Raw genomic sequence first — 22431 nt, 5'->3', positions numbered from 1 at the left:
TTTTCACCCTCTGTTCATCCTGTTCTGGATGAGGTCGTCGACGACTTCGGGTTCGGCGAGGGTGGAGATGTCGCCGAGGCTGCTGTAGTCGTTTTCGGCGATCTTGCGCAGGATGCGGCGCATGATCTTGCCCGAGCGGGTCTTGGGCATGCCGGGCGCCCACTGGATCACGTCGGGCTTGGCGATGGGGCCGATCTCGGTGCGGACCCATTTCTCAAGCTCGCCGCGCAGCTCGTCCGAGGGCTCGACGCCGTTCATCAGCGTCACATAGGCATAGATGCCCTGCCCCTTCAGCGGGTGGGGGTATCCCACCACCGCGGCCTCGGCGACCTTTTCATGGGCCACAAGCGCGCTCTCGACCTCGGCCGTGCCCATGCGGTGGCCCGAGACGTTGATCACGTCGTCCACCCGCCCGGTGATCCAGTAGTATCCGTCCTCGTCGCGCCGGCAGCCGTCGCCGGTGAAGTAGTAGCCCGGATATTGCTGGAAATAGGCCTCCTGGAACCGCCCGTGGTCGCCCCAGAGCGTGCGCATCTGGCCGGGCCAGCTGTCGGCGATGCACAGGACCCCCTCGGCCGGGTTGCCGTCCTGGACCTGGGCGGTCGCGGGATCGAGGATCACCGGCCTGATGCCGAAGAAGGGCAGCGTGGCCGAGCCGGGCTTGGTCTCGGTGGCGCCGGGCAAGGGCGTGATCAGGTGGCCGCCGGTCTCGGTCTGCCACCAGGTGTCCACGATCGGGCAGCGGTTCTTGCCGATATTGTCGTTGTACCAGGTCCAGGCCTCGGGGTTGATCGGCTCGCCCACCGTGCCCAGGATGCGCAGGGACGACAGGTCGTGGCCCCCGATCGGATCGGTGCCCTTGGCCATCAGCGACCGGATCGCGGTCGGCGCGGTGTAGAACTGGGTGACCTTGTGCTTGGCGCAGACCTCCCAGAAGCGGCCGGCATCGGGCCAGGTGGGCACGCCTTCGAACATCACGGTGGTGGCGCCATTGGCCAGGGGGCCATAGACGATATAGCTGTGGCCGGTGACCCAGCCCACGTCGGCCGTGCACCAGAAGACGTCGCCGTCGCGATAGTCGAAGGTGTATTGATGCGTCATCGCGGCATAGACCAGATAGCCGCCGGTGGTGTGCACGACGCCCTTGGGCTTGCCGGTGGACCCCGAGGTATAAAGGATGAACAGCGGATCCTCGGCCCCCATGGGACGGGGCGGGCAGTCGGGCGCCACCGTCTCCATCAGCGCCTTCACGTCCACGTCGCGGCCCTCGATCCAGGTGGTCTGGTCGCCGGTATGCTTGACCACCAGGCAGCGCACCCGGTCGGAACAATGCAGAAGCGCCGCATCGGTGTTCGACTTGAGGTTGGTGCGGCGCCCGCCGCGCGGCGCGGTGTCGGCGGTGATCACCACCTTGGCGCCGCAGTCGTTGATGCGGTTGGCCAGCGCATCGGGCGAGAAGCCCGCGAAGACGATGGAATGGATCGCCCCGATCCGCGCGCAGGCCAGCATCGCATAGGCCGCCTCGGGGATCATCGGCAGATAGATCACCACCCGGTCGCCGCGCATGATGCCCTGGGACAAAAGCACGTTGGCGAAGCGGTTCACCTTTTCCGACAGCTGGGCATAGGTGATGTGCTGGGCGGGCGTGGCGGGGTCGTCGGGCTCGAAGATGATCGCGGTCTGGTGGGCGCGCTTGGGCAGGTGGCGGTCGACGCAGTTGACCGAGGCGTTGAGGATCCCGTCCTCGAACCACTTGATCGAGACCTTGCCAAAGGTGAAGTCGGTGTTCTTGACCGTGCTGTAGGGATGGATCCAGTCCAGCCGCCGCCCTTCCCGGCCCCAGAACGATTCGGGATCAGCCATCGATTCGCCGTAAAGACGCGCGTAATCCCCAGGACCAACATGCGCACCCGCAAAACCCGCAGGTATCGGATGCTTTTGAATCGTGTCAGCGCTCATGGGACCTCCCTCACATGGCGAGCTTGTGTCTTCGTCAGGTCAAACCCGGCAGGGGACCAGACGGCGATAAGGGTTTGTAAAGAAATTAAACCACAGGCTTTGGCGGCCTATAAAGTATTTTCTACGCAGGTAAAAAAATTTACGGGCAAAGGATATCAAAAGTAAAACATTTACATTGTCGGAGATATCTTTTGGAAAGTTCATGCCTCGGTTCTGACGGCATTTGCCGGCCGTTCCCGTCGGGCAGGGGGTTGCTGACGGGGTCAAGGCGGCAGCGGATGTTGGCCGTGGTCGGCGGCAGTATCTGGCAGGGAATGTCGCAGTGAGAGAATGTCCGATCTTTTGCGCATGACTGATCGGGTCCGTGCTCCACGGAAGGAAGCATGCATGACGATTTCCGAGGAACTTCTGGATGAACTGCTGGTGAATGTTGAACGCCCTGAGCACCTGCTAGCCCGACAACAGCGCCAGGTTCTGGCTGTCGGTGATGAGCGAGCTGAAGAACCGGGGGCTGCAGGACATCCTGATCACCCTCATGGACGGGCTGACGGGTTTTCCAGAGGCGATCACCGTTGCCTGACGAATCTGGTTGCGGAGTGCGAGGCCTGCGACGCGATCGGCGGGCTGATCGAGGAGGGGGTGGGATTGTGCCGATGGCGGGCAAGCGGGCGACCTGGAGGGGGTTCTGGCCTCGATGCTGTCCCTGCGCTGCGCATCCCCCGGCCTGAACGCAGAAAGCCCCGCGCGAAGCGGGGCGGGATGAGCAAAGCAGTGTCACGCCGGATGGGGCGGATCTGGAAGGCTTTGATCTTGCTTCTGCATTATTTCNCGATTCGCCGTAAAGACGCGCGTAATCCCCAGGACCAACATGCGCACCCGCAAAACCCGCAGGTATCGGATGCTTTTGAATCGTTTCGGTTGTCATGGCTTCCCCTTCGCTTGACATCTGGCCGCTGGTCCTTGCCGTCTGCGTAGTCCCGGCAGCCCTTCCAGGCGCTCCCTTGAGGATGTTAATCACATCGGAAGCATTCTGTTAAGTGTTTTTATCAAAACGCTTTTTCTGTGAATTACTTGACCATCATGTTCTATGAATTGTAAATCCTTCACAACGGTTGCACAAACTTGTCCTGCGCTGCAGCCTGTCGCCATGTCACGCGCCCCGATCCAGGACAGCGACCCGCGCGCACGCGACCAGGCCCGCGACATGCTGGCCCGGATGCGTCATGCGGTGCTGGCGGTGAACGACCCGGCCACAGGTCATCCGCATCTGTCGCGCATCGCCTGCCAGGCCGGTTCGACCGGCCTGCCGGTGGCGCTTTTGTCGGGACTGGCAATCCACAGCCGCGCGCTTGCCGCAGATCCGCGCGCCGCCCTGCTGCTGGATGAGCCAGGCGCGAAAGGCGATCCCATGACCTGGCCGCGCCTGTCGCTGCAGGTCATGGCCAGCGTGATCGAGGAACCGGGACAACTGCGCGACCGCTGGCTTCGCGCCCATCCCAAGGCGACCGTGTTCATCGACCTGCCGGACTTCCGCTTCTGGCACCTGCGGCCGGTGGCAGGTTTCCTGAACGCGGGCTTCGGTGCGGCTTTTCGCCTGACGCCTGCGGATCTTGGCGCATGACAAGGCCGCCGCGAGGGTCGCGGCGGCCAGCGGTTCGGTCGAGTGACTTATTGCGGGCGGTCCATCCGCGCGTAGACCGTCACCCTGCCCCGCACCGCAGAAGGCCAGTTCAGCCGAAGCTGGCGCTTGGTCGTCCCGATCTCGGTCTGGACCCAGGGCGCCGTATCGACCCGCGCCCCCGCGGCATTGGTGATGGCCGTTTCGGCAATCACCGACTGCACCGACTTGGCCCAGCCCTTGAAGGGCAGCCCCTCGATCACCGGCAGCGTCCAACTGGTCGAGGTCGAAGTCTGGTTGTGCTGCAGCATCAGCGGGTTCGAGACATAGCTTTTCACCCCGTTGAAGGTGTTCCCCTCGAACTGCAGGTTGCGCATGTTGTCATAGTTCAGATCCGCGACCGAGGTATCGACCCGCTCGATCCGGTCCACGTCGCCGTAAAGCGCCTTGAAGACGTTGCTGGTCACGGTCAGGCCGTGGATGAAATGGCCGGTGCCATAGGGCTTGATGGTCAGCCAGGTGAACCAGGGGGCGGTATTGCTGCACAGGCAGGTGTTGCCGTTGATCGTCAGCCCGCCGAAGCTGTATTCATTGCCCGTGAAGTTCGGCTGCTCGCTGTGTTCGTTGGTCCATTCGATCGAGGCGTTGTCGATGTAATTGCCGTTGATCGTCGTCTGCACATTGGGCCGGGTCAGCACCAGCCCGGCGTAGCGCAAGCCGTCGCCCGAGCCGTCGCCCTGGAACCAGTGGTTGCCCGAAATGATGTGCCCGCCGCCATTCGCCACCATGAAATGCGCGAAACGGACAAAGCGGTTGTCGCGCATCTTCACGTCATTGGCGTTCACGTTGATGGCCACGGTGGTGCGCTGCTGGGCGGGCAGGTCCATCTCGTTCGACAGGAACTGGCAGCGGTCCACCAGCATGTCCTGGCAGCCCCGCCCGATGGACGTGATTCCCCGGTCCCTGGGCTTGGTCAGGTAGCAGTCGCGCAGCGCGATCATTTCCCCCTTGGGCGGCAGCATGATGCCGCTGGCGACCCCTTCGCAGTTCAGGTCCAGATCGACGAAATTCAGCCGCGACACCTCGACCCCCGAGAAGTCGAACATGTAGCGATATCGTTCGAAGGAATAGCCTCGCGTCCCCGCCCCGCCATGCAGCGGCTGCGACAGGGTCAAGGTGCGCGCGGCGATGTCGCGGGCGTTCACATAGACCTCGCGCCCCACGCCGGGGCCGATGATGCGGCTGCCGACCTCGATCGCGGCGACGTTGGCGACATTGGCAAGCCGCAGGGGCTGGGCCGGGTCATAGGTGCCGGTGCTGGTCCAGCGGCCAGTGTCCCAGGCAGGGCCGGCCTTGGCGCTGATGCTGCCGTTGCAGATCACGCGACGATTGGAAAAGCCGGTCAGGTCAGGCGCCAGCGCCCCCACCACCAGCGGTTCGTCGAGGTCGACCCGGCGACCGCAGAGGTCCAGCGACACATGGTCGGTATAGCCGAACAGCGCCTGCAGCGCCTTCTTCATGCCCAGCGTCTCGCTGCCGAAGGCGTCCGCATAGGTGGGGAAGTCGAAGCTTTGCAAAAACGACACCCGCGTCGAATCAGGCGTGCGGATGGTCCCCCTGAAGCGGATCGGGCTGCTGATACCCAGGTCGCCGCTGATGAAGAACGTGCCTTCCGGGACCAGGATCGACCCGCCATTCGCCGCCTGGTCGGCGGCGATGAAGGCTGCGCGGTCGTTTGTGACGCCGTCGCCCCGCGCGCCGAAGTCGCGCACGTCCACCCAGTCGATCAGCGAGGGGATGAAGGCCGCCGTCACATCCTCGATCCGGATCGATTCAATGCGGAAGGCCCCGCCGTTGGCGCCCACCAGATCCAGCCCGAAATGGCCATAGACGGGGCCCGTGCCCCAGGCCATGTCCACGCCGCGGCGCGAGCCTATGCCGACGATGGCGCTGATCTCGACCACGTCGCCATAGGTGGTCAGGGGCACGGTCGGACCGACATCGACAAGCCCCGTCACCCGCGCCCGCGACCCGCTGCCCGCCCAGCCCGCGATGCGCGCCGAACACAGCGCCCCCGCCACCGCCTTGATCCGGGCCGAGACGCGCAGATAGACGCCCGGGATCATCGGCGTTTCGCCCATGAAGCGGATCGATGTCGTGGTCTGCTGCTTCATCACCTCGAGGCAGGTGCCGAAGTCCTGGTCGGCGGGCACAAGCGCCGCGTTGTCGGCCGTTCCCCAGGTGGGGCTGCCGGGCGTGCCGTCGGTGCGCGACCAAGTGGCCAGGCCGCCCCGGAAGGCGGGCGGCATCAGCAGAAGCCCGTTGGTGATTGCGATGTTCATGACCTATCTCCTTCAGCCGCGGCAGGCGCATGGGTGAAGGGATAGTTACCAAACGGTTAACGCAGGATTGACGGGGCGGGCGTTGCAGCCCCGCCCCGCGCAACGGATTTCAGAAGTGGATCGCCCGGCCGTAAGCGTCCAGAACGGATTCGTGCATCATCTCGGACAAGGTCGGGTGGGGGAACACCGTCTCCATCAGATCCTGCTCGGTCGTCTCAAGCTGGCGACCGATGACATAGCCTTGGATCAGTTCGGTCACCTCGGCGCCCACCATATGCGCGCCCAGCAATTCGCCCGTCTTGGCATCGAAGACAGTCTTGATCATGCCTTCCGGTTCGCCAAGGGCGATCGCCTTGCCGTTGCCGACGAAGGGGAAGCGGCCGACCTTGACGTCATGGCCCAGTTCCTTGGCCTTGGCCTCGGTCAGGCCGACGGATGCCACCTGCGGGTGGCAATAGGTGCAACCGGCAATGGACGACGGCTTGACCGGATGCGGGTGCCCGCCCGCGATCAGCTCGGCCACCATCACGCCTTCATGGCTGGCCTTGTGCGCCAGCCAGGGCGCGCCCGCCACGTCGCCGATGGCATAAAGCCCCTCGACCCCGGTGCGGCAGTATTCGTCGGTCAGGACATGGGTGCGGTCGATCTTCACGCCCAGGTCTTCCAGGCCGAGGTTTTCCACGTTGCCGACGATGCCCACGGCGGAAATCACCGTGTCGAAGTTCTGCGTCTCGGTCTTGCCATTGCTTTCGATATGCGCCGTCACCGTGCCGCCCTTGCGGTCCAGCTTCTTGACCGTAGCCTTCTCCAGGATCTTCATGCCCTGCTTGACGAACTGCTTCTTGGCAAAGGCGCTGATTTCCGCATCCTCGACTGGCAGGACGCGGTCCATCACCTCGACCACCGTGGTATCGGCGCCCAGCGTATTGAAGAAGCTGGCAAACTCGATGCCGATGGCGCCCGAACCGATGACCAGCAGCTTTTTCGGCATATGCGGCGGCACAAGCGCGTGCTTGTAGTTCCAGACCAGCTTTCCGTCAGGCTCCAGCCCCGGCAGTTCGCGGGCCCGCGCGCCGGTGGCAAGGACGATGGACTTGGCCGTGACCTCCTCGGTGCCCTTGTCGGTCTTGACGCTGACCTTGCCGGGAGCAACCAGCCGCGCCTCTCCCATGATGGTGGTGACCTTGTTCTTCTTGAACAGGTGGCCGATGCCTCCGGTCAGCTGCTTGGCGACGCCGCGGGACCGGGCCACGACCTTTTCCAGGTCAAAGCCGATGCCCTCGGCCGACAGCCCGAAGTCCTTGGCGCGGTGCATCAGGTGGAACACCTCGGCCGACCGCAGCAGCGCCTTGGTAGGAATGCAGCCCCAGTTCAGGCAGATGCCGCCCAGGTGCTCGCGTTCGATGCAGGCCACCTTCAGGCCCAGTTGCGCGCCGCGGATCGCGGCGACATAGCCGCCGGGCCCCGCGCCAATCACCACCATGTCGAAATTCTGGGCCATAGGTTTCCCTCGTCTGGTCACGATAGTTCAGCGTTAAACCAATCCGGCAGGGGGAACAAGCAGGCCGGTTACGCGGCGTCAGCAGCCTTGCGGTCGCCTGGGTCGGATTGCTTCTCGTCCAACGCAGCCTCGATGGCGATGGTCGTGGCGTTGGGCGTGATGACGGCGAAGTTGCCCTGCTCCTCGGGCGTCAGGGCGCGGCGGCGGGTGGTGCGCCAGCCGGCATAAACCGTCAGCAGCGCCAGCAGCAGACCCATGTAGACCCAGAACCCGTCGGGACCGATGACCTCCATCAGCCAGCCGGTGATGACCGGACCGCCCATCGATCCGATGCCATAGATGAACAGCAGCCCGGCCGAGGCCGCCGCCATGTCCGTCTGGTCCAGGTAGTCGTTGGTATAGGCCAGCAGCAGCGCATAGATCGGGTTGACCAGCCCGCCCATCAGCGCGCCCGCAACCACCAGCCCCAGCGTGCCGGGCTGCGCGGCAAGGACCGCGACCCCTGTCGCAGCCCCGACTGCGGACAGCATCAGCACCAGCTTGCGACGGTCATAGCGGTCCGAAATCCAGCCGATCGGATACTGCATCACCAGACCGCCCGCATAGCTTGCCGCCACGAAGATCGAGATCTGGGCGACCGACAGGCCGATGGCCGCGCCCCAGACCGACGACATGCCGGACAGAACCGCAAAGACCCCGCCGATCAGGAAGATGCCCACGCATCCCAGCGGCGAGGCGCGGTAAAGCTGCCTGAACGTCATGCGCTTGATGGTCTGGAACTGCGGCGCAGGACGCGCCGACAGAAGGATCGGCATGAAGGCGAAGGACACCAGGACGGACGCGACGATGAACAGCGTGTATCCGCCCGGATCGCTGACATTCAGCAGCGCCTGCGCCGCCACGATCCCCAGCAGTTGCACGATCATGTAGGCCGACAGGGTCTGGCCGCGGTTCTCGTTGGTGGACCCCGCGTTCAGCCAGCTTTCGGCGGTAATGTAGACCCCGCAGAAGCAATAGCCGATGATCAGGCGCAGGATGGTCCACCAGATCCAGTTGGGCTCGACCGAATAAAGCACCAGCACGGACGAGATCATCGACCCGAGCGCCGCGAAGACCCGCACATGACCCACGTTCTTGATCAGCGCCGGCACCGACAGGCTGCCCAGCAGGAAGCCCGCATAGTAACCCGACATCGCGACCGACATCTGGAAGGTGGGGATCCCCTCGATGCCGCCGCGGATGCCCAGCAGCGTACCCTGCATCCCGTTGCCGACCATCAGCAGCAGGATCCCCAGGAACAGCGGCCAAGTGGTTCGCAGCACAGAAAGCATCGGTCGTCTCAATTCGGATTGCGGGGGTCGGCCCCCTGTCTCGCCCATCCCGCGCAGGGGGGCCACCCGGAAAGCGACCCTATGGGATCAGCAGCGACGAATCGCCATAGCTGAAGAAACGGTAGCCCGTCCCGACCGCATGGGCATAGATTTCCCTGATCTTTTCCGGCCCCATCAGCGCCGAGACCAGCATCAGCAGCGTCGATTTCGGCAGGTGGAAGTTGGTCATCAGCCCATCGGTCACCCGGAAGTGATAGCCGGGATAGATGAAGATGTCGGTCGTTCCCTCGAAGGGAGCGACGCGTCCGTCATCGGTGGCCGCCGATTCGATCAGGCGCAGCGCGGTGGTGCCGACCGGAATGACACGGCGGCCCTCGGCCTTGGCGCGGTTGATTGCGGCTGCGGCCTCGGCGCTGACCGCGCCCCATTCGGCGTGCATCCGGTGGGTGGTCACATCCTCGACCTTGACGGGCAGGAAGGTGCCCGCGCCGACATGCAGGGTGACATGGACGAACTCCACGCCCTTCGCGGACAGGCTGTCCAGCAGGGCATCGTCGAAATGCAGGCTGGCGGTCGGTGCCGCGACCGCGCCCTGCCGGGCCGCCCAGACCGTCTGGTAATCCTGCCGGTCCTGGTCGTCCGGGGCGCGCAGGGCGGCGATATAGGGCGGCAGCGGCATCGCACCCACCTGCTGCAACGCCGCATCGAAGGCGTCGCCTTCCGCGTCAAAGCGCAGGCGCAATTCGCCCCCGGTGATATCGGCCACCTCGGCCGACAGCGCCTTGCCGAAACGGATCACCTCGCCCTCGCGCAGCTTGCGAAGGGGTTTTGCAAGCGCGCGCCAGCCGTCCGAGGCGGGTTCCAGCAGCGTCACCTCGATCCGCGCCACGGCCTCGCCCTGAGGGGTGGCGCGGCTGCGGGTGCCGTTCAGCCGGGCGGGGATCACCTTGGTGTCGTTCAGCACCAGCACGTCGCCCGCGCGCAGGATGTCCGGCAGATCACTGACCCGCCGGTCCTGGATCGCACCGCCTTGGGCCAGCAGCAGCCGGGCCGAACTGCGCGGGCGGGCCGGGCGCGTGGCGATCAGCGACGGGGGCAGGTCGAAGTCGAAATCTGACAGTTTCATGGCCGCGCTTTTGCGCCCGCCGTGGCCCGACCGTCAAGACGAAGGCTGACCTAGCAAACTTGTCACCTTTACTTTTCCGACTGAAACGCTAAGTTTCGGCCAAACAGGAGCCATGCGATGATCGTCTGCCACTGCACGCAAATCTCGGATCATGAGATCAAGGCAGCCATCGACTGGATGCGGAGCGCCGACCCCCAGACCATCATCACGCCCGGCAAGATCTATCACGCCCTGGGCAAGCGGGCCGACTGCGGCGGGTGCATGCCGCTCTTTCTGGACACCATGCGTCACTGCGATAATCTGGGCGTAGCCCCGCCGATTTTGCGGGCAAAATCAGAGATCGCAAAGGAAAGCCATCATGAAGGGCGACGCAAAGGTCATCGAGTATCTCAACGCGGCGCTGCGGTCTGAACTGACCGCGGTCAGCCAGTACTGGCTGCATTACCGCCTGCAGGAGGACTGGGGCTTCGGCCGCATCGCCGACAAGTCGCGCGCCGAATCCATCGAGGAGATGAATCACGCCGATCGCCTGATCCAGCGAATCATCTTCCTGGAAGGCCACCCGAACCTGCAGAAGCTGGACCCGCTACGGATCGGACAGAACCTGCGCGAAACGCTGGAATCGGACCTGGCGGCGGAACATGATGCCCGCACGCTGTATCTGGAAGCCCGCGAATACTGCTCCAGCATCAACGACCAGGTTTCCAAGTCGCTGTTCGACGACCTGATCGAGGACGAGGAAGGCCATATCGACTTCCTCGAAACACAGTTGCAACTGTTCGACACGATCGGCGCCCAGAACTATGGCCAGTTGAACGCCAAGCCGGCGGACGAGGCCGAATAATCCGGCGCCGTCCCGGAAACGGGGCGGCAGCCCTAGCGGGCGATCCGGCGCAACACCGCAAAGGCCAGCAGCGACGCGATCAGCAGGGGCGCTGCATCCGGCAGCGGAACAGGCTGCAGCGGGGGCAGATGCGGATCGACTGGTTGTTCGGTGGTCGGGGGCCAGGGTTCCTTGGGCGGCTGGGGCTTGCCGGGCTCGGTGGTGGTCGGCGGGGTCACTGGCGGCTTGCCAGGCGTGACGGGCGTGCCGCCTTCTGGCGGAACCGACGATGTATCCTCGATCGGCGGCCTGCCGCCTCCGGATCCGCCGCCGCCTCCGAAGATCGGCACGAAGGGCATGGCCCAGCCCCCGCCAGGGGTGCCGGGCGTCGATGCCGCCAGAACAGCCGCGGGCGTGCCGCCGACCGGCGCATAAACATCAAGGGCGGGCAGGAAGTTGTTGTATCCAGGCGGCACCTTGCCTTCCAGGGGACTGTCGTCGCCCACCACCAGCGTCAGGTGATCCCCGTACTGGTCGCGCTGCACAACATGAACAGCGGGGCGAAAACCCATGTTCGGGAAGAAATAAAGGCATTGGTCATCGGCCGCGCAAACCGGCTGCATTGAAAAACCCTGGTCTTGCATGTCGGCAGGCCAGGATGCAGACCGCAGTTCGCGGACCCGTAAATGACACTGACAAACATCGAACACTTGTAAACAAGTCGTTCATATTCGGTCGGTGCGAGATTGGGAATATGTCCAAATGGTCAGTTATGGCGGACCGCGCGATTTTCTTCAGCCCAGCCAAAGGCGGGCAAGTTCAGGCAGTTCCTCGAAATGGGCGATCAGGGCATCGGGGGCCAGGCGGCTGATCCCCTCGCCCTCAGGTCCGAAGGACACAAGCGCCACCTTGACGCCCGCAGCCGTCGCCGTCTTCCGGTCGGTTTCCGTGTCGCCCACCAGGAACGAGGAGGCGACCCTGCCCCCTGCCCGCTCGACCGCGGCATGGTAAGGACGCGGGTCGGGCTTCCTGACCGGCAACGTGTCGGCGGCAATCATCGAGGCAAAGCGGCCCCGGACGCCCAGTGCATCCAGCAGCGCTTCCGCCAGGGCCCCGGGCTTGTTGGTGCAGACGGCAAGGATGTGACCGTCTGCCTGCAGGCGATCCAGCGTTTCCTCGACCCCAGGATAAAGCTTCGTGTGGACCGCGATGTTTTCGCCGTAATGGCTGAGAAGACGGGGAAAATCCTCATCCTCGGCGCCGGGCGGCAAAAGCATCCCTGACCCCATGCGGCCATAGCCCGCGCGCAGCATGGCCCGCCCGCCGTGAAAGGCGGTCAGCGCATCGGCGACGGGGTCCAGGGCGACATCGATGCCCCGCGCGGCAAAGCAGGCATTGGCCGCGGCGATCAGGTCGGCCGAGGTATCGGCCAGCGTGCCATCCAGATCAAAAACCACCGTTCCTGCCATTCCCTGTCTTCCCCGCAATGATTGGTCACCAAAGGTGAACGCCCGGGGCTTCCCCAGGCGGCGCAGCCCGATTAGAACGCGCGGCAAAGAATTTGAACAGGCATTGGGACAGGCATGGCAGACAAATCAGTAGCGATCGTGATTCTGGCAGCCGGACAAGGCAGCCGGATGCAGTCCGACCTGCCCAAGGTGCTGCACAGGCTGGCGGGCGTGCCGCTGGTCGGACACGCCCTGTCGGTCGCCCGAACGGTTGACCCCGAGCAGGTGATCGTCGTCGCAGGCCACGGTGCCGACCAGGTGACTAAGGCCGTGGGCAAGATCGATCCTGATGCGCGGATCGTTCTGCAGTCCGAACAGCTTGGCACCGGCCACGCCGTCCGCCAGGCCTTGCCCGAGCTTGAAGGATTCGAGGGCAAGGTGATCGTCCTTTACGGCGACACGCCCTTCATCGGCGAGGAGACGCTGGCGGCCCTTGCCGCGCATCCGTCCGACCTGGTGGTGCTGGGTTTCGAGGCCGAGGATCCCGGCCGCTATGGCCGCCTGATCGTGACCAGCCGCGGACTGGAACGGATCGTCGAGTTCAAGGACGCCGACGCCGCCACGCGCGAGATCGCGCTGTGCAATTCCGGGGTCATGGCGCTTGACGCGTCGCTGCTGCGCCAGTTGATCGTGCGGCTGACGAACCAGAACGCCTCGGGCGAATACTACCTGACCGACCTCGTGGCCCTGGCCCGCGCGGAAGGCCGCAGCGCCGATGTGGTGACCTGCGACGAAGCCGAAACCCTGGGCATCAACACCCGCATCGAACTGGCTGCGGCCGAGGCCTCGTTCCAGGACCGCGCCCGCAGTCGCGCGCTTGAAGACGGGGTGACGCTATGCGACCCGGCCTCGGTCTGGTTCGCGCTGGACACGGTGATCGGGCGCGATGCGGTGATCGGCCAGAACGTCGTCTTCGGCCCCGGCGTCACGATCGAATCGGGGGCCGAGATCCTGCCCTTCTGCCATCTGGAGGGCTGCCATGTCTCCTCGGGCGCGACCGTCGGTCCCTTCGCCCGCCTGCGCCCCGGCGCGGAACTGGGCGGCGATGTGCACGTGGGCAACTTCGTGGAAATCAAGAACGCGGTGCTGGACGAAGGCGCCAAGGTCGGCCACCTCACCTATCTGGGCGACGCCCATGTGGGCGAGCGCACGAATATCGGCGCGGGCACGATCACCTGCAACTATGACGGCGTGATGAAGCACCGCACGGAAATCGGCGCCCGCGCCTTCATCGGCAGCGACACGATGCTGGTCGCCCCCGTCCGCGTGGGCGACGACGCCATGACCGGATCGGGTTCCGTCATTACCGAGGACGTGCCCGACGGTGCCCTGGCCCTGGGCCGTGCGCGTCAGGTCACGAAGCCGGGCCTTGCAACCCGCTTGATGGCAGCCCTGCGCGCCAAGAAGGAGGCCCGCTGATGTGCGGCATCATTGGCATCCTGGGATCGCACGAGGTTTCCCCGCAACTGGTCGACGCGCTGCGCCGGCTGGAATATCGCGGCTATGACAGCGCCGGCGTGGCGACGGTGGATTCCAGCGGGCGGCTGGACCGTCGCCGGGCCGTGGGCAAGCTGGTGAACCTGTCGGACCGCCTGGTCCACGAGCCCCTGCCCGGCCATATCGGCATCGGCCATACCCGCTGGGCCACCCACGGCGCCGCGACCGAGGTGAACGCCCATCCCCACCAGTCCGGCCCCGTGGCCGTGGTCCACAACGGCATCATCGAGAACTTCCGCGAGTTGCGCGACGAACTGGTGACCCTGGGGATTCACGCGCAGTCCCAGACCGATACCGAAACCGTCGCGCTGTGGGCCGCGCATTACATGGCCGGGGGCGCCTCGCCCGTGGACGCCGCGCGCCGGACGCTGGCGCGGCTGAAGGGCGCCTTCGCCCTTGCCTTCATCTTCGACGGCCAGCCCGACCTGATGATCGCCGCCCGCAAGGGCAGCCCCCTGGCGATCGGCCATGGCGACGGCGAGATGTTCCTGGGTTCGGACGCCGTGGCGCTTGCGCCCTTCACCGACCGGATCACCTATCTGGACGATGGCGACCATGCGATCCTGACGCGCTCGGGCGTCCAGGTCTTCGATGCCGATGGCAACCAGACCCACCGGGCCGAGGCCCGCATCGACGCGGGTGCCGCAACCATCGACAAGGGCGGCTATCGCCACTTCATGGCCAAGGAGATCGCCGAACAACCGGTGGTCATGGGCGACGTGCTGAACCATTACGTGAAGGGCGACCGGATCGTGCTGCCCGACGGGATGGATTTCAACGGTGTCGACCGGATCAGCCTTGTGGGCTGCGGCACCGCCCATCTGGCGGGCCATGTGGCGAAATACTGGTTCGAGCAACTGGCCGGCCTGCCCTGCGACATCGACGTGGCGTCTGAGTTCCGCTATCGCGAGCCGCCGCTGTCGCCCACAAGCTGGTTCATCGCCGTCAGCCAGTCGGGCGAGACCGCGGACACGCTGGCTGCGCTGCATTACGCCCGCAACCATGTCGCCCGCACCGTGGGCCTGGTGAACGTCGGCACCTCGGCCATTGCGCGCGATTCCGACATCGCCCTGCCCACGCGGGCAGGGATCGAGGTCAGCGTGGCGTCGTCGAAGGCCTTTACCTGCCAGTTGACGGTTCTGGCGATCCTGGCGCTGAAGGCCGCCCATGACCGGGGACGCATCGACGATGCCGCCCTTGCCGCGCATCTGGCCGACCTGCGGTCGATCCCTGGCCTGATGCAGCAGGCGTTGAACCTGTCGGACGATTGCCGCGCCCAGTCCGAATGGCTGTCCCAGGCGCGCGACGTGCTGTTCCTGGGCCGGGGCGCGCTGTATCCGGTGGCCCTTGAAGGCGCGCTGAAGCTGAAGGAGCTGAGCTATATCCACGCCGAAGGCTATGCCTCGGGCGAGCTGAAGCACGGACCCATCGCCTTGATCGACCGCGACGTGCCGGTGATCGTGCTGGCCCCGCATGACGCGCTGTTCGACAAGACCGTCTCGAACATGCAGGAGGTGATGGCCCGCCACGGCCCGATCCTGCTTCTGTCGGACGAAGCAGGCCTGTCCTCGGCCAGCCACGGGGTGCAGGCGACCCTGCGGATGCCGTCGGGCGGAGGAGTGTTCCAGCCAATCCTGTATGCGATCCCGATGCAGTATCTGGCCTATCACACCGCGGTGGCCAAGGGCACGGATGTGGACCAGCCCCGCAACCTGGCGAAATCGGTCACGGTGGAATGAAGAAAAGGCGCGCGGGGCCAAACCCGCGCGCCTTTTCCTTATGCGGCGTCGGCGCGGGTTTCGGCGGCGATCCGGGCGTCCAGTTCCAGCATCTGGTGGACGGCCTGCGCGGCCTCGGCGCCCTTCTTGACGAAGTGGTCGCGGTAAAAGCCCGTCAGCAGTTCGGTTTCCTGGTAATTGTGCGGCGTCAGCGAAACCGAGAAGCAGGGCACACCGGTTTTCAGCCCGACATTCATCAGGCCGGTGACAACGGCAGTCGCGACGAAATCGTGGCGGTAGATGCCGCCATCGACGACAAGGGCGGCGGCGACCACGGCGTCGTATTTGCCGGTCTGTGCCAGCTTCTTGGCCAGCAGCGGCATCTCGAATGCGCCGGGCACGTCAAAGGCCACGACGGTGGCGCCGGGGATCAGGCGCTGCTGTTCGGCCAGGAAACCGTCATGGGCGCGGTCCACGACATCGGAATGCCAGCGGGCCTTGATGAATGCGATGCGAGGGGTCTTGTGGGTCATCTTTCAGGAACCTTACGTTGACTTGCGTATGGTCCCAGGACACGAGCCATGACCGCCCCCGGGAAAGGACGCGGCCACGGTTCTCTTTCATCCAGACTATGACTGTCGGCCCCGGAGTTTCACCGGATCTGCTGACCCCTTCGTTGCCGAAGGGCGCTCGCGGGCTGTGACCGCCGGTGGGGAATTTCACCCCGCCCTGAGAACGGGATTTGCATAGCACGCAAGACAGGGCCCGCCAAGAGGCCTCAGCCAAGCCGCGCCAAGGCCTCCTGCACCGCGCCGCGCAACTGATCCTCGCCATAGGGCTTGCACAGAAGCACCGTCTGGCGGGGGCAGCCGGCAGGCAGGTCACTGTCGCCCGTGGCATAGACGACCGCCAGGCCCGGCTGCATCTCGACCGCCTTTTGCGCCAGGTCATTGCCGTTCATGTCCGGCAAACCAAGATCGGTCAGTAGCAGGTCGAAGCTCTGCTCTTGCAGCTTGCCCAGCGCCGGGGCGGCCTTGCCGGCCTGCGCGACCGCATGACCCATGTCCTCCAGCATGAAGGCGGTGTCGGCGCGGATCAGGGCATTGTCCTCGACCAGCAGGATCGACACCGGGCGCCCCGCCGCCGGCTCGGGCCGTTCCCCGGGCTGGGCCGCCCGATCCTCGGCGATGGCGCTGCGGACCTGCTGGGCATTGGCGATGACGTGGCGCAGGCGGCGGGCCAGTGCCTCGCGCGGATAGGGCTTGGACAGCAACTCGACCCCCGGATCCAGCCTGCCGCCATGCACGATGGAGTTTTCCGTATAGCCCGAGGTGAACAGCACCCCCAGGCCGGGCAGGATGTCCTGCGCCCGCCGCGCCATGTCGCGGCTGGACAGGCCGCCGGGCATCACCACATCGGTGAACAGCACGTCGATATGCAGCCCGCTTTCCACGACCGCCAGCCCCGCCTGGGCGTCCCGCGCCGTCAACACATTGTAGCCAAGCGAGGTCAGCAGGTCCACGACGGTGCCCCGCACGGCCTCGTCATCCTCGACCACCAGGATCGTTTCGGACCCGCCGACGACGGGCCCGTCGAACAGCGGGACATCGGTGTCTTCCTCGTTCTCGGAGCGCGGCAGATAGATCCGCACGGTCGTCCCTTCGCCGGGTTCGCTATAGACGGACACATGCCCTCCTGACTGCTTCACGAAGCCATAGACCATCGACATCCCAAGGCCGGTGCCGCGGCCTTCGGGCTTGGTGGAATAGAAGGGATCGAAGATCCGTTCAAGCACCTCGGGGGTCATGCCGCAGCCGGTGTCGGTGACGGCCAGCATCACATAGTCCCCCGCCGAGACGTCGCCCGCAACCGCTGCATAAACCTCGTCCAGGCGGGTGTTCGACATCTCGATGGTCAAAAGGCCTGGGCCGTCCATCGCGTCGCGGGCGTTGATGGCCAGGTTCAGCAGCGCGCTTTCAAGCTGGGCGCGGTCCACGCAGATGTTCCACAGGCCGTCGGGCACCACCACCTGCACCTCGATCGCCTCGCCCAGGGAACGGCGCAGCAACTCGTCCATCTCGCTGACAAGGCGGCAGGGCTGGATCACCCGGGGTTCAAGCGGCTGGCGACGGCCGAAGGACAGAAGCTGGCTGGCCAGCTTTGCCCCGCGGGATACGGCGGACAGCGCATTCTCGACTCGCTGGCTGGCGCGGGGGTCGCCCTCGACATCCTTGGCCAGCATCTGAAGATTGCCGTTTATCACCTGCAGAAGATTGTTGAAATCATGCGCCACGCCGCCGGTCAGTTGGCCCATGGATTCCATCTTCTGCGCGCGGTGCAGGGCCTGTTCGGTCTTGCGGTGCTGCTCGATCTCCTCGGCCACGCGCGCCTCTAGCGTCTCGTTGAGACGGCGAAGCTGTTCCTCGGCGCGTTCGCGATGGCTGACCTGGCGCTGCAAATCCTCGGCCTGGGCCTGAAGCTGGGCCTCGCCCAGCCGTTGCTCGGTGATGTCGGTATGGACGCCGACCCATTCCTTGATCCTGCCCTGGCCGTTCAGGGTGGGAACGGCGCGGATCGCGAAGATGCGGTATTCGCCATCGATGCAGCGAACCCGATGTTCCCATTCAAAGGTCGTTGTCGTTTCCAGCGCGCGCTGCCATGCCTCGATGCTGCTGGCGCGGTCGTCGGGATGAACGGCATTCGACCAGCCGTAATCCTGGTATTCCTCGAAGGCCTGCCCGGTCAGGGATGCCCAGCCCCGCTGCTCGCCGCTCATCCGGCCGTCGGCCGTGTTGGTCCACAGGATGCTGTGGATCGCCTCGACCGCCGCGTGGAAGCGGTCGTTGCTGTCGCGCAGCCGGGTTTCGGTCTGCTTGCGATCCTCGATGTCGATCAGGATCATGTAGACGCCGTCGATCCGGTCGTCGCGGGTCTTGCGCGGCAGGCAGCGCATTTCGAAGGCGCGGGGGCGATCGCCCGGCAGGCGCACGATCGCGTCCACGTTCACCGTCTCGCCCGCAAGCGCATTGCCCAGCATTTCCTGGGTCAGTTCGGCCTGGGTTGCGCCAAGGATATCGGAAATCTGCTTGCCGATGACCTGTTCGATCTCCAGCCCGAAGACCTCAAGATAGCACTGGTTGGCGAAACGGAAGGTCAGCGTCTTGTCCAGAAACGCCACCAGGATCGGCAGGGCGTCGGACAGGTGGTACAGTTCGGCGCGGCTTTCGGCCAGGGCCTCGCGCGCCTGGACGGACTGGGTGATGTCAAGAACGGTGCACAGCACGCCGTCCACCCGGCTGCCGTTCTCGTTGTAGATGGGCGTGTAGAACAGGTCGAAGACCACGGTCTCGGGGACGCCCTTGCGGTGCAGCACCATCGAATGTTCGCGATGGGCCTGTACCTCGCCGCGCAAGCCCCGTTCAAGGATCTGGCGGTTCCAGTCCCAGATCTCGGGCCAGATCTCGGGAACGGTGCCTCCAAGCGCGCGCGGGTGATAGTTTCCCGCGATCTCGGCATAGCTGTCGTTGTAGATCATGACATGATCCGGACCCCACATCAGCACCTGCGGGATGGGAGAGTTCAGCAGCGAACTGACCTTGATCCGCAGATGCATGGGCCAGCTGTCGATCGGCCCCACCGAGCTGCGTGACCAGTCGAGGTTCCGAACAAGCTCTCCGCAGACGCCGCCGCCGACTGGCCAGGGGGAAAGGGGCAGGTCTGTCGTCATCATCCACCAAAAGATCCGGGTTTAGCGCCGGAAATTAGGGATGGATCGCATGGGCCGCAAGCTGCGACCATGCGGCATGGTTAGCATTGAATGAAAATCAATCGGGCGGGCTTGCCGGCCCGCCCGTTGAAGGCCTTAGAAGGTGAAGTCGCTCAGGTCCAGCTGGCCGCGCTGCATGTCCTCGAGGGTGATCGAGGTGTTCGCGTCCAGCACGATCACCACGTCCGATCCCTGCTGGCGGGCGCCGTTGATGATCTGGCTGACCTGGGCGCGGCTGAAGTCGTCCAGTTCGATCCGGTCCACGCCGTTCTGGAAGTCGGTGATGCGGTCGCGCCCGTCGCCGCGCTCGAACTCGAAGAAGTCCACGCCCGCGCCGCCGGTCAGGATGTCGTTGCCCGCGCCGCCTTCCAGCGTGTCGCGGCCCGCGCCGCCCAGCAGCGTGTCGTTGCCGCGCTCTCCTTCCAGATCGTCGTTGCCGCTGCCGCCCGACAGCCAGTCAAAGCCTCGCCCGCCTTCCAGCTCGTCATTGCCGGCCTCGCCCGACAGGCGGTCGTGGCCGTCGTTGCCTTCCAGGTCGTCATTGCCGTCGCCGCCGAACAGGCGGTCGTTGCCGCGCCCGCCCTCGATGTCGTCGCGGCCAAGGCCACCGTAGACCGTGTCGTTGCCGTCGCCGCCATAGATGTCGTCATTGCCGGCATAGCCCCGGATCAGGTCGTCGCCGCGCAGTCCCGCAAGCCAGTCGGACAGCGAGGTGCCGAAGATGCTGTCTGCTTTGTCCGTGCCGGTCTTCCGTGCCATGTGCTTTTCCTTTTTCGCTGATGGGCCGCCCCTACGGCAGGGCCCTGTTACGCGAATCGGTCTAACCCATGCGCCCTGACAGCATCCTGACGCCGCCTGTCAGGCATTTGTCAGGACGGTCGCGCTATGACAGGGTCATGAAACATCTTCCCGCCATCATCCTTGCGATGCTCCTGCCCTCGGCCGTCGGCGGCCAGCAGGAACCCCTTCCCGACTTCGAACTGGCCCAGGGGGCCGTCGAGCGGGGCGAGATCCTGCCGCTTGCCCAGATCCTTCGCCTGCTGGAGGGCGAACACCCCGGCACCGTGGTCGAGGTCGAGCTTGAATATTCCGACGGAACCCGCGTCTATGAGGTCGAGCTGATCACGCCGGACGGCCGGCTGATCGAGGTCGACATGGACGCCGCCACCGGCCAGGTCCTGAAGGTCGAGGAGGAAGACGACGACTGATGCGCGCCCTTGTGGTCGAGGACGACCGCCGCATCGCCGCCGACCTGACCCGCGCGCTTGAATCCGCGGGCTTCCGGGTCGAGCATGTCGAGGATGGCGAAGCCGCCTGGTTCCGCGGCGGAACCGAAAGCTATGACCTGATCGTGCTGGACCTGGGCCTGCCGCGCCTGGACGGGCTTTCGGTGCTGAAACGCTGGCGGGCCGAGGGTTGCGACAGCCCGGTCCTGATCCTGACCGCCCGCGGCGCCTGGACGGAACGGGTCGAGGGGATCGACGCGGGCGCCGACGATTACCTGCCCAAGCCCTTCCGGATGGAGGAGCTGATCGCCCGCGCCCGCGCCCTGGTGCGCCGTTCGGGGGGGCGCGCGACATCCGTCCAGCAGGTGGGGGCGCTTTCGGTGGACCTCAACCGCATGTCGGTGTCGCTGGCGGGCGTGCCGCTGGCCGTGACGCCGCTGGAATACCGGCTGCTGTCCTATCTGACGCTGCACCGGGACCGGACCGTGCCACCCTCGGAACTGCTGGAGCATCTCTACGGCGACGACGACGCGCGCGACGCCAATGCGCTCGAGGCGGTGATCGCCCGGCTGCGCCGCAAGATCGGGCCGGGGCTGATCCACACCCGGCGCGGCTTCGGCTATGACCTGGGGGCGCCCGGCTGATGCGGCGGTCCCTGCGGCTGCGGCTGCTGGTCGTCGGCGCCTTTGCCATCGTGGTGACGCTGTGGGGGGCCGCGCTTGGCCTGGCCCTGCTGTTCGAACGCCATGTCGAACGGGTGGCCGTGGGCGATCTGGAAGCCCGCGCCCAGACCCTGGCCGGGATCGTCGAACATGACGCCGAAGGCGTGCCGCGGCTGGCCGCGCCGCCGCCGGACCGGCTGTATCAGCAGCCATTCTCGGGCCATTACTGGCAGGTGGCCTTGGGATCCGATGTGCAGCGGTCGCGGTCGCTGTGGGATTACAGCCTGCCCATGGATCGCGCGGCCCCTCCGCCGGGCCGGACCGAGGTGCTGGACCTGCCCGGACCGCAGGGGGAACGCCTGCTGGCCGTGGAGCAAAGCCTGCTGGTGGGACGCGGCCCACAAGCCCTTTCCCTGCGGATCATCGTTGCCTCGGACCGGGCGGTGCTGACGGCGGCGCGGCAGGATTTCCTGGCCGACCTCATGCCATACCTGGCCTTCCTGGGCCTGCTGCTGGGCATCGCGTCCTGGCTGCAGATCCGCATCGGCCTGTCGCCCCTGGCCGAGGTCGCGGACCGCGTGAAGGCGCTGACCCAGGGGCAGCGGTCGCGGATCGGCACCGACTTGCCCGACGAGATGCTGCCCCTGTCGCGGCAACTGGACGCGCTTCTGGACGCCCGCGATGCCGAACTGCTGCGCGCGCGGCACCGGGCGGGGGATCTGGCGCATGGCTTCAAGACGCCGCTTCAGGCGCTTCTGGGCGACGCCGGCACCCTGCGCGGCCGGGGAGAGCCGGAAATCGCCGGCAGCATCGAGACGGTCGTGACCTCGATGCGGCGGCTGGTGGAACGCGAACTCACCCGCGCGCGCATCCAGTCCGACCGCCACGCGGCCGAGGCCGATCCCGCCGCCGTGCTGGCCCGGCTCGTCAAGGTGCTGAAGCGCACGCCGAAGGGCGGGACGATTGACTGGCAGACCCGCGTCGACGATCCCGCCCCGCGCGCGCGCATCGACCCCGACGACCTGACCGAGGCGCTTGGCGCGCTTCTGGAAAACGCGATGCATCACGCCGACGCCGTGGTCGAGGCGGTCGTGACCCGGCAGGGCAGCCGCGTAAGGATCGCCATCTGCGACGACGGCCCCGGCGTGCCCGACACGGCCCTGGCAAGCCTGCCGCAGCGGGGAATGCGCCTTGACGAAAGCGGCGACGGGCAGGGCATCGGCCTTGCCATCGTCAGCGACATCGCCGAGGCGGCGGGGGGCGACCTGACCCTGACCAACACCCGCCCCGGCCTTTGCGTCGAACTGACACTGGCAGCAGCAGCAACCCGCCGATAAGCTGCCCCAACAACAAG

Annotated in this window: 18 protein-coding genes, 1 pseudogene and 1 riboswitch; of the genes and pseudogenes, 9 read left to right on the top strand and 10 right to left on the bottom strand. The window is 65.8% G+C overall.

From position 1 onward, the window contains the following. Positions 1-3: 3 nt before the first annotated feature. Complete coding sequence (gene acs, locus IE224_RS16460) at positions 4-1959, bottom strand: acetate--CoA ligase (protein WP_191311920.1); 1956 nt, start codon at positions 1957-1959, stop codon at positions 4-6. Between the two features lie 466 nt (positions 1960-2425). On the opposite strand from acs, the pseudogene IE224_RS16455 reads away from it, so the two are divergent. Further along, positions 2426-2530 (top strand): annotated as a pseudogene (locus IE224_RS16455) (transposase); the annotation flags it as partial. 576 nt (positions 2531-3106) lie between these two features. Continuing rightward, positions 3107-3580: a HugZ family pyridoxamine 5'-phosphate oxidase gene (locus IE224_RS16450; RefSeq protein WP_191311918.1), complete on the top strand. Its 474-nt coding sequence runs from the start codon at positions 3107-3109 to the stop codon at positions 3578-3580. A gap of 47 nt (positions 3581-3627) precedes the next feature. Here IE224_RS16450 and IE224_RS16445 read toward each other — a convergent pair whose 3' ends face one another. The 4 genes from IE224_RS16445 to queA form a co-directional block, all read right to left on the bottom strand. Next, positions 3628-5919, bottom strand: coding sequence for a glycosyl hydrolase family 28-related protein (locus tag IE224_RS16445; protein WP_191311916.1), 2292 nt, complete (start codon positions 5917-5919; stop codon positions 3628-3630). A 109-nt stretch (positions 5920-6028) separates the two neighbouring features. Continuing rightward, positions 6029-7420: a dihydrolipoyl dehydrogenase gene (lpdA, locus tag IE224_RS16440; RefSeq protein WP_191311914.1), complete on the bottom strand. Its 1392-nt coding sequence runs from the start codon at positions 7418-7420 to the stop codon at positions 6029-6031. A gap of 68 nt (positions 7421-7488) precedes the next feature. Next, on the bottom strand, positions 7489-8751 hold the full coding sequence (locus IE224_RS16435) for an MFS transporter (protein ID WP_191311912.1): 1263 nt from the start codon (positions 8749-8751) through the stop codon (positions 7489-7491). Between the two features lie 79 nt (positions 8752-8830). After that, a complete protein-coding gene (gene queA / locus IE224_RS16430; RefSeq protein WP_191311910.1) occupies positions 8831-9877 on the bottom strand; it encodes a tRNA preQ1(34) S-adenosylmethionine ribosyltransferase-isomerase QueA in 1047 nt (348 codons plus the stop codon). 117 nt (positions 9878-9994) lie between these two features. On the opposite strand from queA, the gene IE224_RS16425 reads away from it, so the two are divergent. Then, positions 9995-10288, top strand: a complete 294-nt coding sequence (locus IE224_RS16425) for a (2Fe-2S)-binding protein (protein WP_167621466.1) — start codon at positions 9995-9997, stop codon at positions 10286-10288. Further along, the gene (gene bfr / locus IE224_RS16420) at positions 10236-10721 is read left to right on the top strand and encodes a bacterioferritin (protein ID WP_167621465.1); all 486 of its coding nucleotides are present in this window, start codon (positions 10236-10238) and stop codon (positions 10719-10721) included. Before IE224_RS16425 ends, bfr begins: the two co-directional genes overlap by 53 nt. Positions 10722-10753: 32 nt before the next feature. On the opposite strand, the gene IE224_RS16415 is transcribed toward bfr, so the two are convergent. Next, positions 10754-11323 carry a hypothetical protein gene (locus tag IE224_RS16415; protein ID WP_191311908.1) on the bottom strand — a complete coding sequence of 190 codons (570 nt, stop codon included), beginning with the start codon at positions 11321-11323 and terminating at the stop codon, positions 10754-10756. A 171-nt stretch (positions 11324-11494) separates the two neighbouring features. Beyond that, positions 11495-12169: an HAD-IA family hydrolase gene (locus IE224_RS16410; RefSeq protein WP_191311906.1), complete on the bottom strand. Its 675-nt coding sequence runs from the start codon at positions 12167-12169 to the stop codon at positions 11495-11497. A gap of 114 nt (positions 12170-12283) precedes the next feature. Between IE224_RS16410 and glmU the strand changes: the two genes are divergently transcribed. Further along, positions 12284-13627: a bifunctional UDP-N-acetylglucosamine diphosphorylase/glucosamine-1-phosphate N-acetyltransferase GlmU gene (glmU, locus tag IE224_RS16405; RefSeq protein WP_191311904.1), complete on the top strand. Its 1344-nt coding sequence runs from the start codon at positions 12284-12286 to the stop codon at positions 13625-13627. Further along, positions 13627-15444: a glutamine--fructose-6-phosphate transaminase (isomerizing) gene (gene glmS, locus IE224_RS16400; RefSeq protein WP_191311902.1), complete on the top strand. Its 1818-nt coding sequence runs from the start codon at positions 13627-13629 to the stop codon at positions 15442-15444. The genes glmU and glmS overlap by 1 nt, the downstream gene beginning before the upstream one ends. Positions 15445-15482: 38 nt before the next feature. Here glmS and IE224_RS16395 read toward each other — a convergent pair whose 3' ends face one another. The 3 genes from IE224_RS16395 to IE224_RS16385 all read right to left on the bottom strand — a co-directional run bounded on the left by IE224_RS16395 (position 15483) and on the right by IE224_RS16385 (position 19948). After that, positions 15483-15956: a 6,7-dimethyl-8-ribityllumazine synthase gene (locus tag IE224_RS16395; protein ID WP_191311900.1), complete on the bottom strand. Its 474-nt coding sequence runs from the start codon at positions 15954-15956 to the stop codon at positions 15483-15485. A 75-nt stretch (positions 15957-16031) separates the two neighbouring features. Continuing rightward, positions 16032-16164, bottom strand: a riboswitch (FMN riboswitch). A gap of 37 nt (positions 16165-16201) precedes the next feature. Then, the gene (locus IE224_RS16390) at positions 16202-19153 is read right to left on the bottom strand and encodes a hybrid sensor histidine kinase/response regulator (RefSeq protein ID WP_202380222.1); all 2952 of its coding nucleotides are present in this window, start codon (positions 19151-19153) and stop codon (positions 16202-16204) included. 132 nt (positions 19154-19285) lie between these two features. Continuing rightward, positions 19286-19948 (bottom strand): calcium-binding protein, encoded by a 663-nt coding sequence (locus IE224_RS16385; RefSeq protein WP_191311898.1) that lies wholly within the window; start codon positions 19946-19948, stop codon positions 19286-19288. 137 nt (positions 19949-20085) lie between these two features. Here IE224_RS16385 and IE224_RS16380 point away from each other — a divergent pair, with 137 nt between their 5' ends. Genes IE224_RS16380 through IE224_RS16370 form a run of 3 tightly spaced genes read left to right on the top strand, consistent with a single transcriptional unit; the run spans position 20086 to position 22414 of the window. Beyond that, positions 20086-20397, top strand: a complete 312-nt coding sequence (locus IE224_RS16380) for a PepSY domain-containing protein (protein WP_191311897.1) — start codon at positions 20086-20088, stop codon at positions 20395-20397. Beyond that, on the top strand, positions 20397-21059 hold the full coding sequence (locus IE224_RS16375; RefSeq protein ID WP_167621456.1) for a response regulator transcription factor: 663 nt from the start codon (positions 20397-20399) through the stop codon (positions 21057-21059). Before IE224_RS16380 ends, IE224_RS16375 begins: the two co-directional genes overlap by 1 nt. Beyond that, complete coding sequence (locus IE224_RS16370) at positions 21059-22414, top strand: sensor histidine kinase (protein WP_191311895.1); 1356 nt, start codon at positions 21059-21061, stop codon at positions 22412-22414. The genes IE224_RS16375 and IE224_RS16370 overlap by 1 nt, the downstream gene beginning before the upstream one ends. The last annotated feature ends 17 nt before the right edge of the window (positions 22415-22431 follow it).

Source organism: Paracoccus aerius (assembly GCF_014656455.1).
Lineage (GTDB): Bacteria > Pseudomonadota > Alphaproteobacteria > Rhodobacterales > Rhodobacteraceae > Paracoccus > Paracoccus aerius.
Note: the sequence above shows the minus strand (reverse complement) of the source record. Positions and strands in the feature narration are given on the sequence as shown.

What these genes read in the sequence shown, in the direction of transcription:
- acs (WP_191311920.1), bottom strand. Translation starts at nt 1,959, where the DNA reads ATGAGCGCTGACACGATTCAAAAGCATCCGATACCTGCGGGTTTTGCG.
- IE224_RS16450 (WP_191311918.1), top strand. Translation starts at nt 3,107, where the DNA reads ATGTCACGCGCCCCGATCCAGGACAGCGACCCGCGCGCACGCGACCAG.
- IE224_RS16445 (WP_191311916.1), bottom strand. Translation starts at nt 5,919, where the DNA reads ATGAACATCGCAATCACCAACGGGCTTCTGCTGATGCCGCCCGCCTTC.
- lpdA (WP_191311914.1), bottom strand. Translation starts at nt 7,420, where the DNA reads ATGGCCCAGAATTTCGACATGGTGGTGATTGGCGCGGGGCCCGGCGGC.
- IE224_RS16435 (WP_191311912.1), bottom strand. Translation starts at nt 8,751, where the DNA reads ATGCTTTCTGTGCTGCGAACCACTTGGCCGCTGTTCCTGGGGATCCTG.
- queA (WP_191311910.1), bottom strand. Translation starts at nt 9,877, where the DNA reads ATGAAACTGTCAGATTTCGACTTCGACCTGCCCCCGTCGCTGATCGCC.
- IE224_RS16425 (WP_167621466.1), top strand. Translation starts at nt 9,995, where the DNA reads ATGATCGTCTGCCACTGCACGCAAATCTCGGATCATGAGATCAAGGCA.
- bfr (WP_167621465.1), top strand. Translation starts at nt 10,236, where the DNA reads ATGAAGGGCGACGCAAAGGTCATCGAGTATCTCAACGCGGCGCTGCGG.
- IE224_RS16415 (WP_191311908.1), bottom strand. Translation starts at nt 11,323, where the DNA reads ATGCAGCCGGTTTGCGCGGCCGATGACCAATGCCTTTATTTCTTCCCG.
- IE224_RS16410 (WP_191311906.1), bottom strand. Translation starts at nt 12,169, where the DNA reads ATGGCAGGAACGGTGGTTTTTGATCTGGATGGCACGCTGGCCGATACC.
- glmU (WP_191311904.1), top strand. Translation starts at nt 12,284, where the DNA reads ATGGCAGACAAATCAGTAGCGATCGTGATTCTGGCAGCCGGACAAGGC.
- glmS (WP_191311902.1), top strand. Translation starts at nt 13,627, where the DNA reads ATGTGCGGCATCATTGGCATCCTGGGATCGCACGAGGTTTCCCCGCAA.
- IE224_RS16395 (WP_191311900.1), bottom strand. Translation starts at nt 15,956, where the DNA reads ATGACCCACAAGACCCCTCGCATCGCATTCATCAAGGCCCGCTGGCAT.
- IE224_RS16390 (WP_202380222.1), bottom strand. Translation starts at nt 19,153, where the DNA reads ATGATGACGACAGACCTGCCCCTTTCCCCCTGGCCAGTCGGCGGCGGC.
- IE224_RS16385 (WP_191311898.1), bottom strand. Translation starts at nt 19,948, where the DNA reads ATGGCACGGAAGACCGGCACGGACAAAGCAGACAGCATCTTCGGCACC.
- IE224_RS16380 (WP_191311897.1), top strand. Translation starts at nt 20,086, where the DNA reads ATGAAACATCTTCCCGCCATCATCCTTGCGATGCTCCTGCCCTCGGCC.
- IE224_RS16375 (WP_167621456.1), top strand. Translation starts at nt 20,397, where the DNA reads ATGCGCGCCCTTGTGGTCGAGGACGACCGCCGCATCGCCGCCGACCTG.
- IE224_RS16370 (WP_191311895.1), top strand. Translation starts at nt 21,059, where the DNA reads ATGCGGCGGTCCCTGCGGCTGCGGCTGCTGGTCGTCGGCGCCTTTGCC.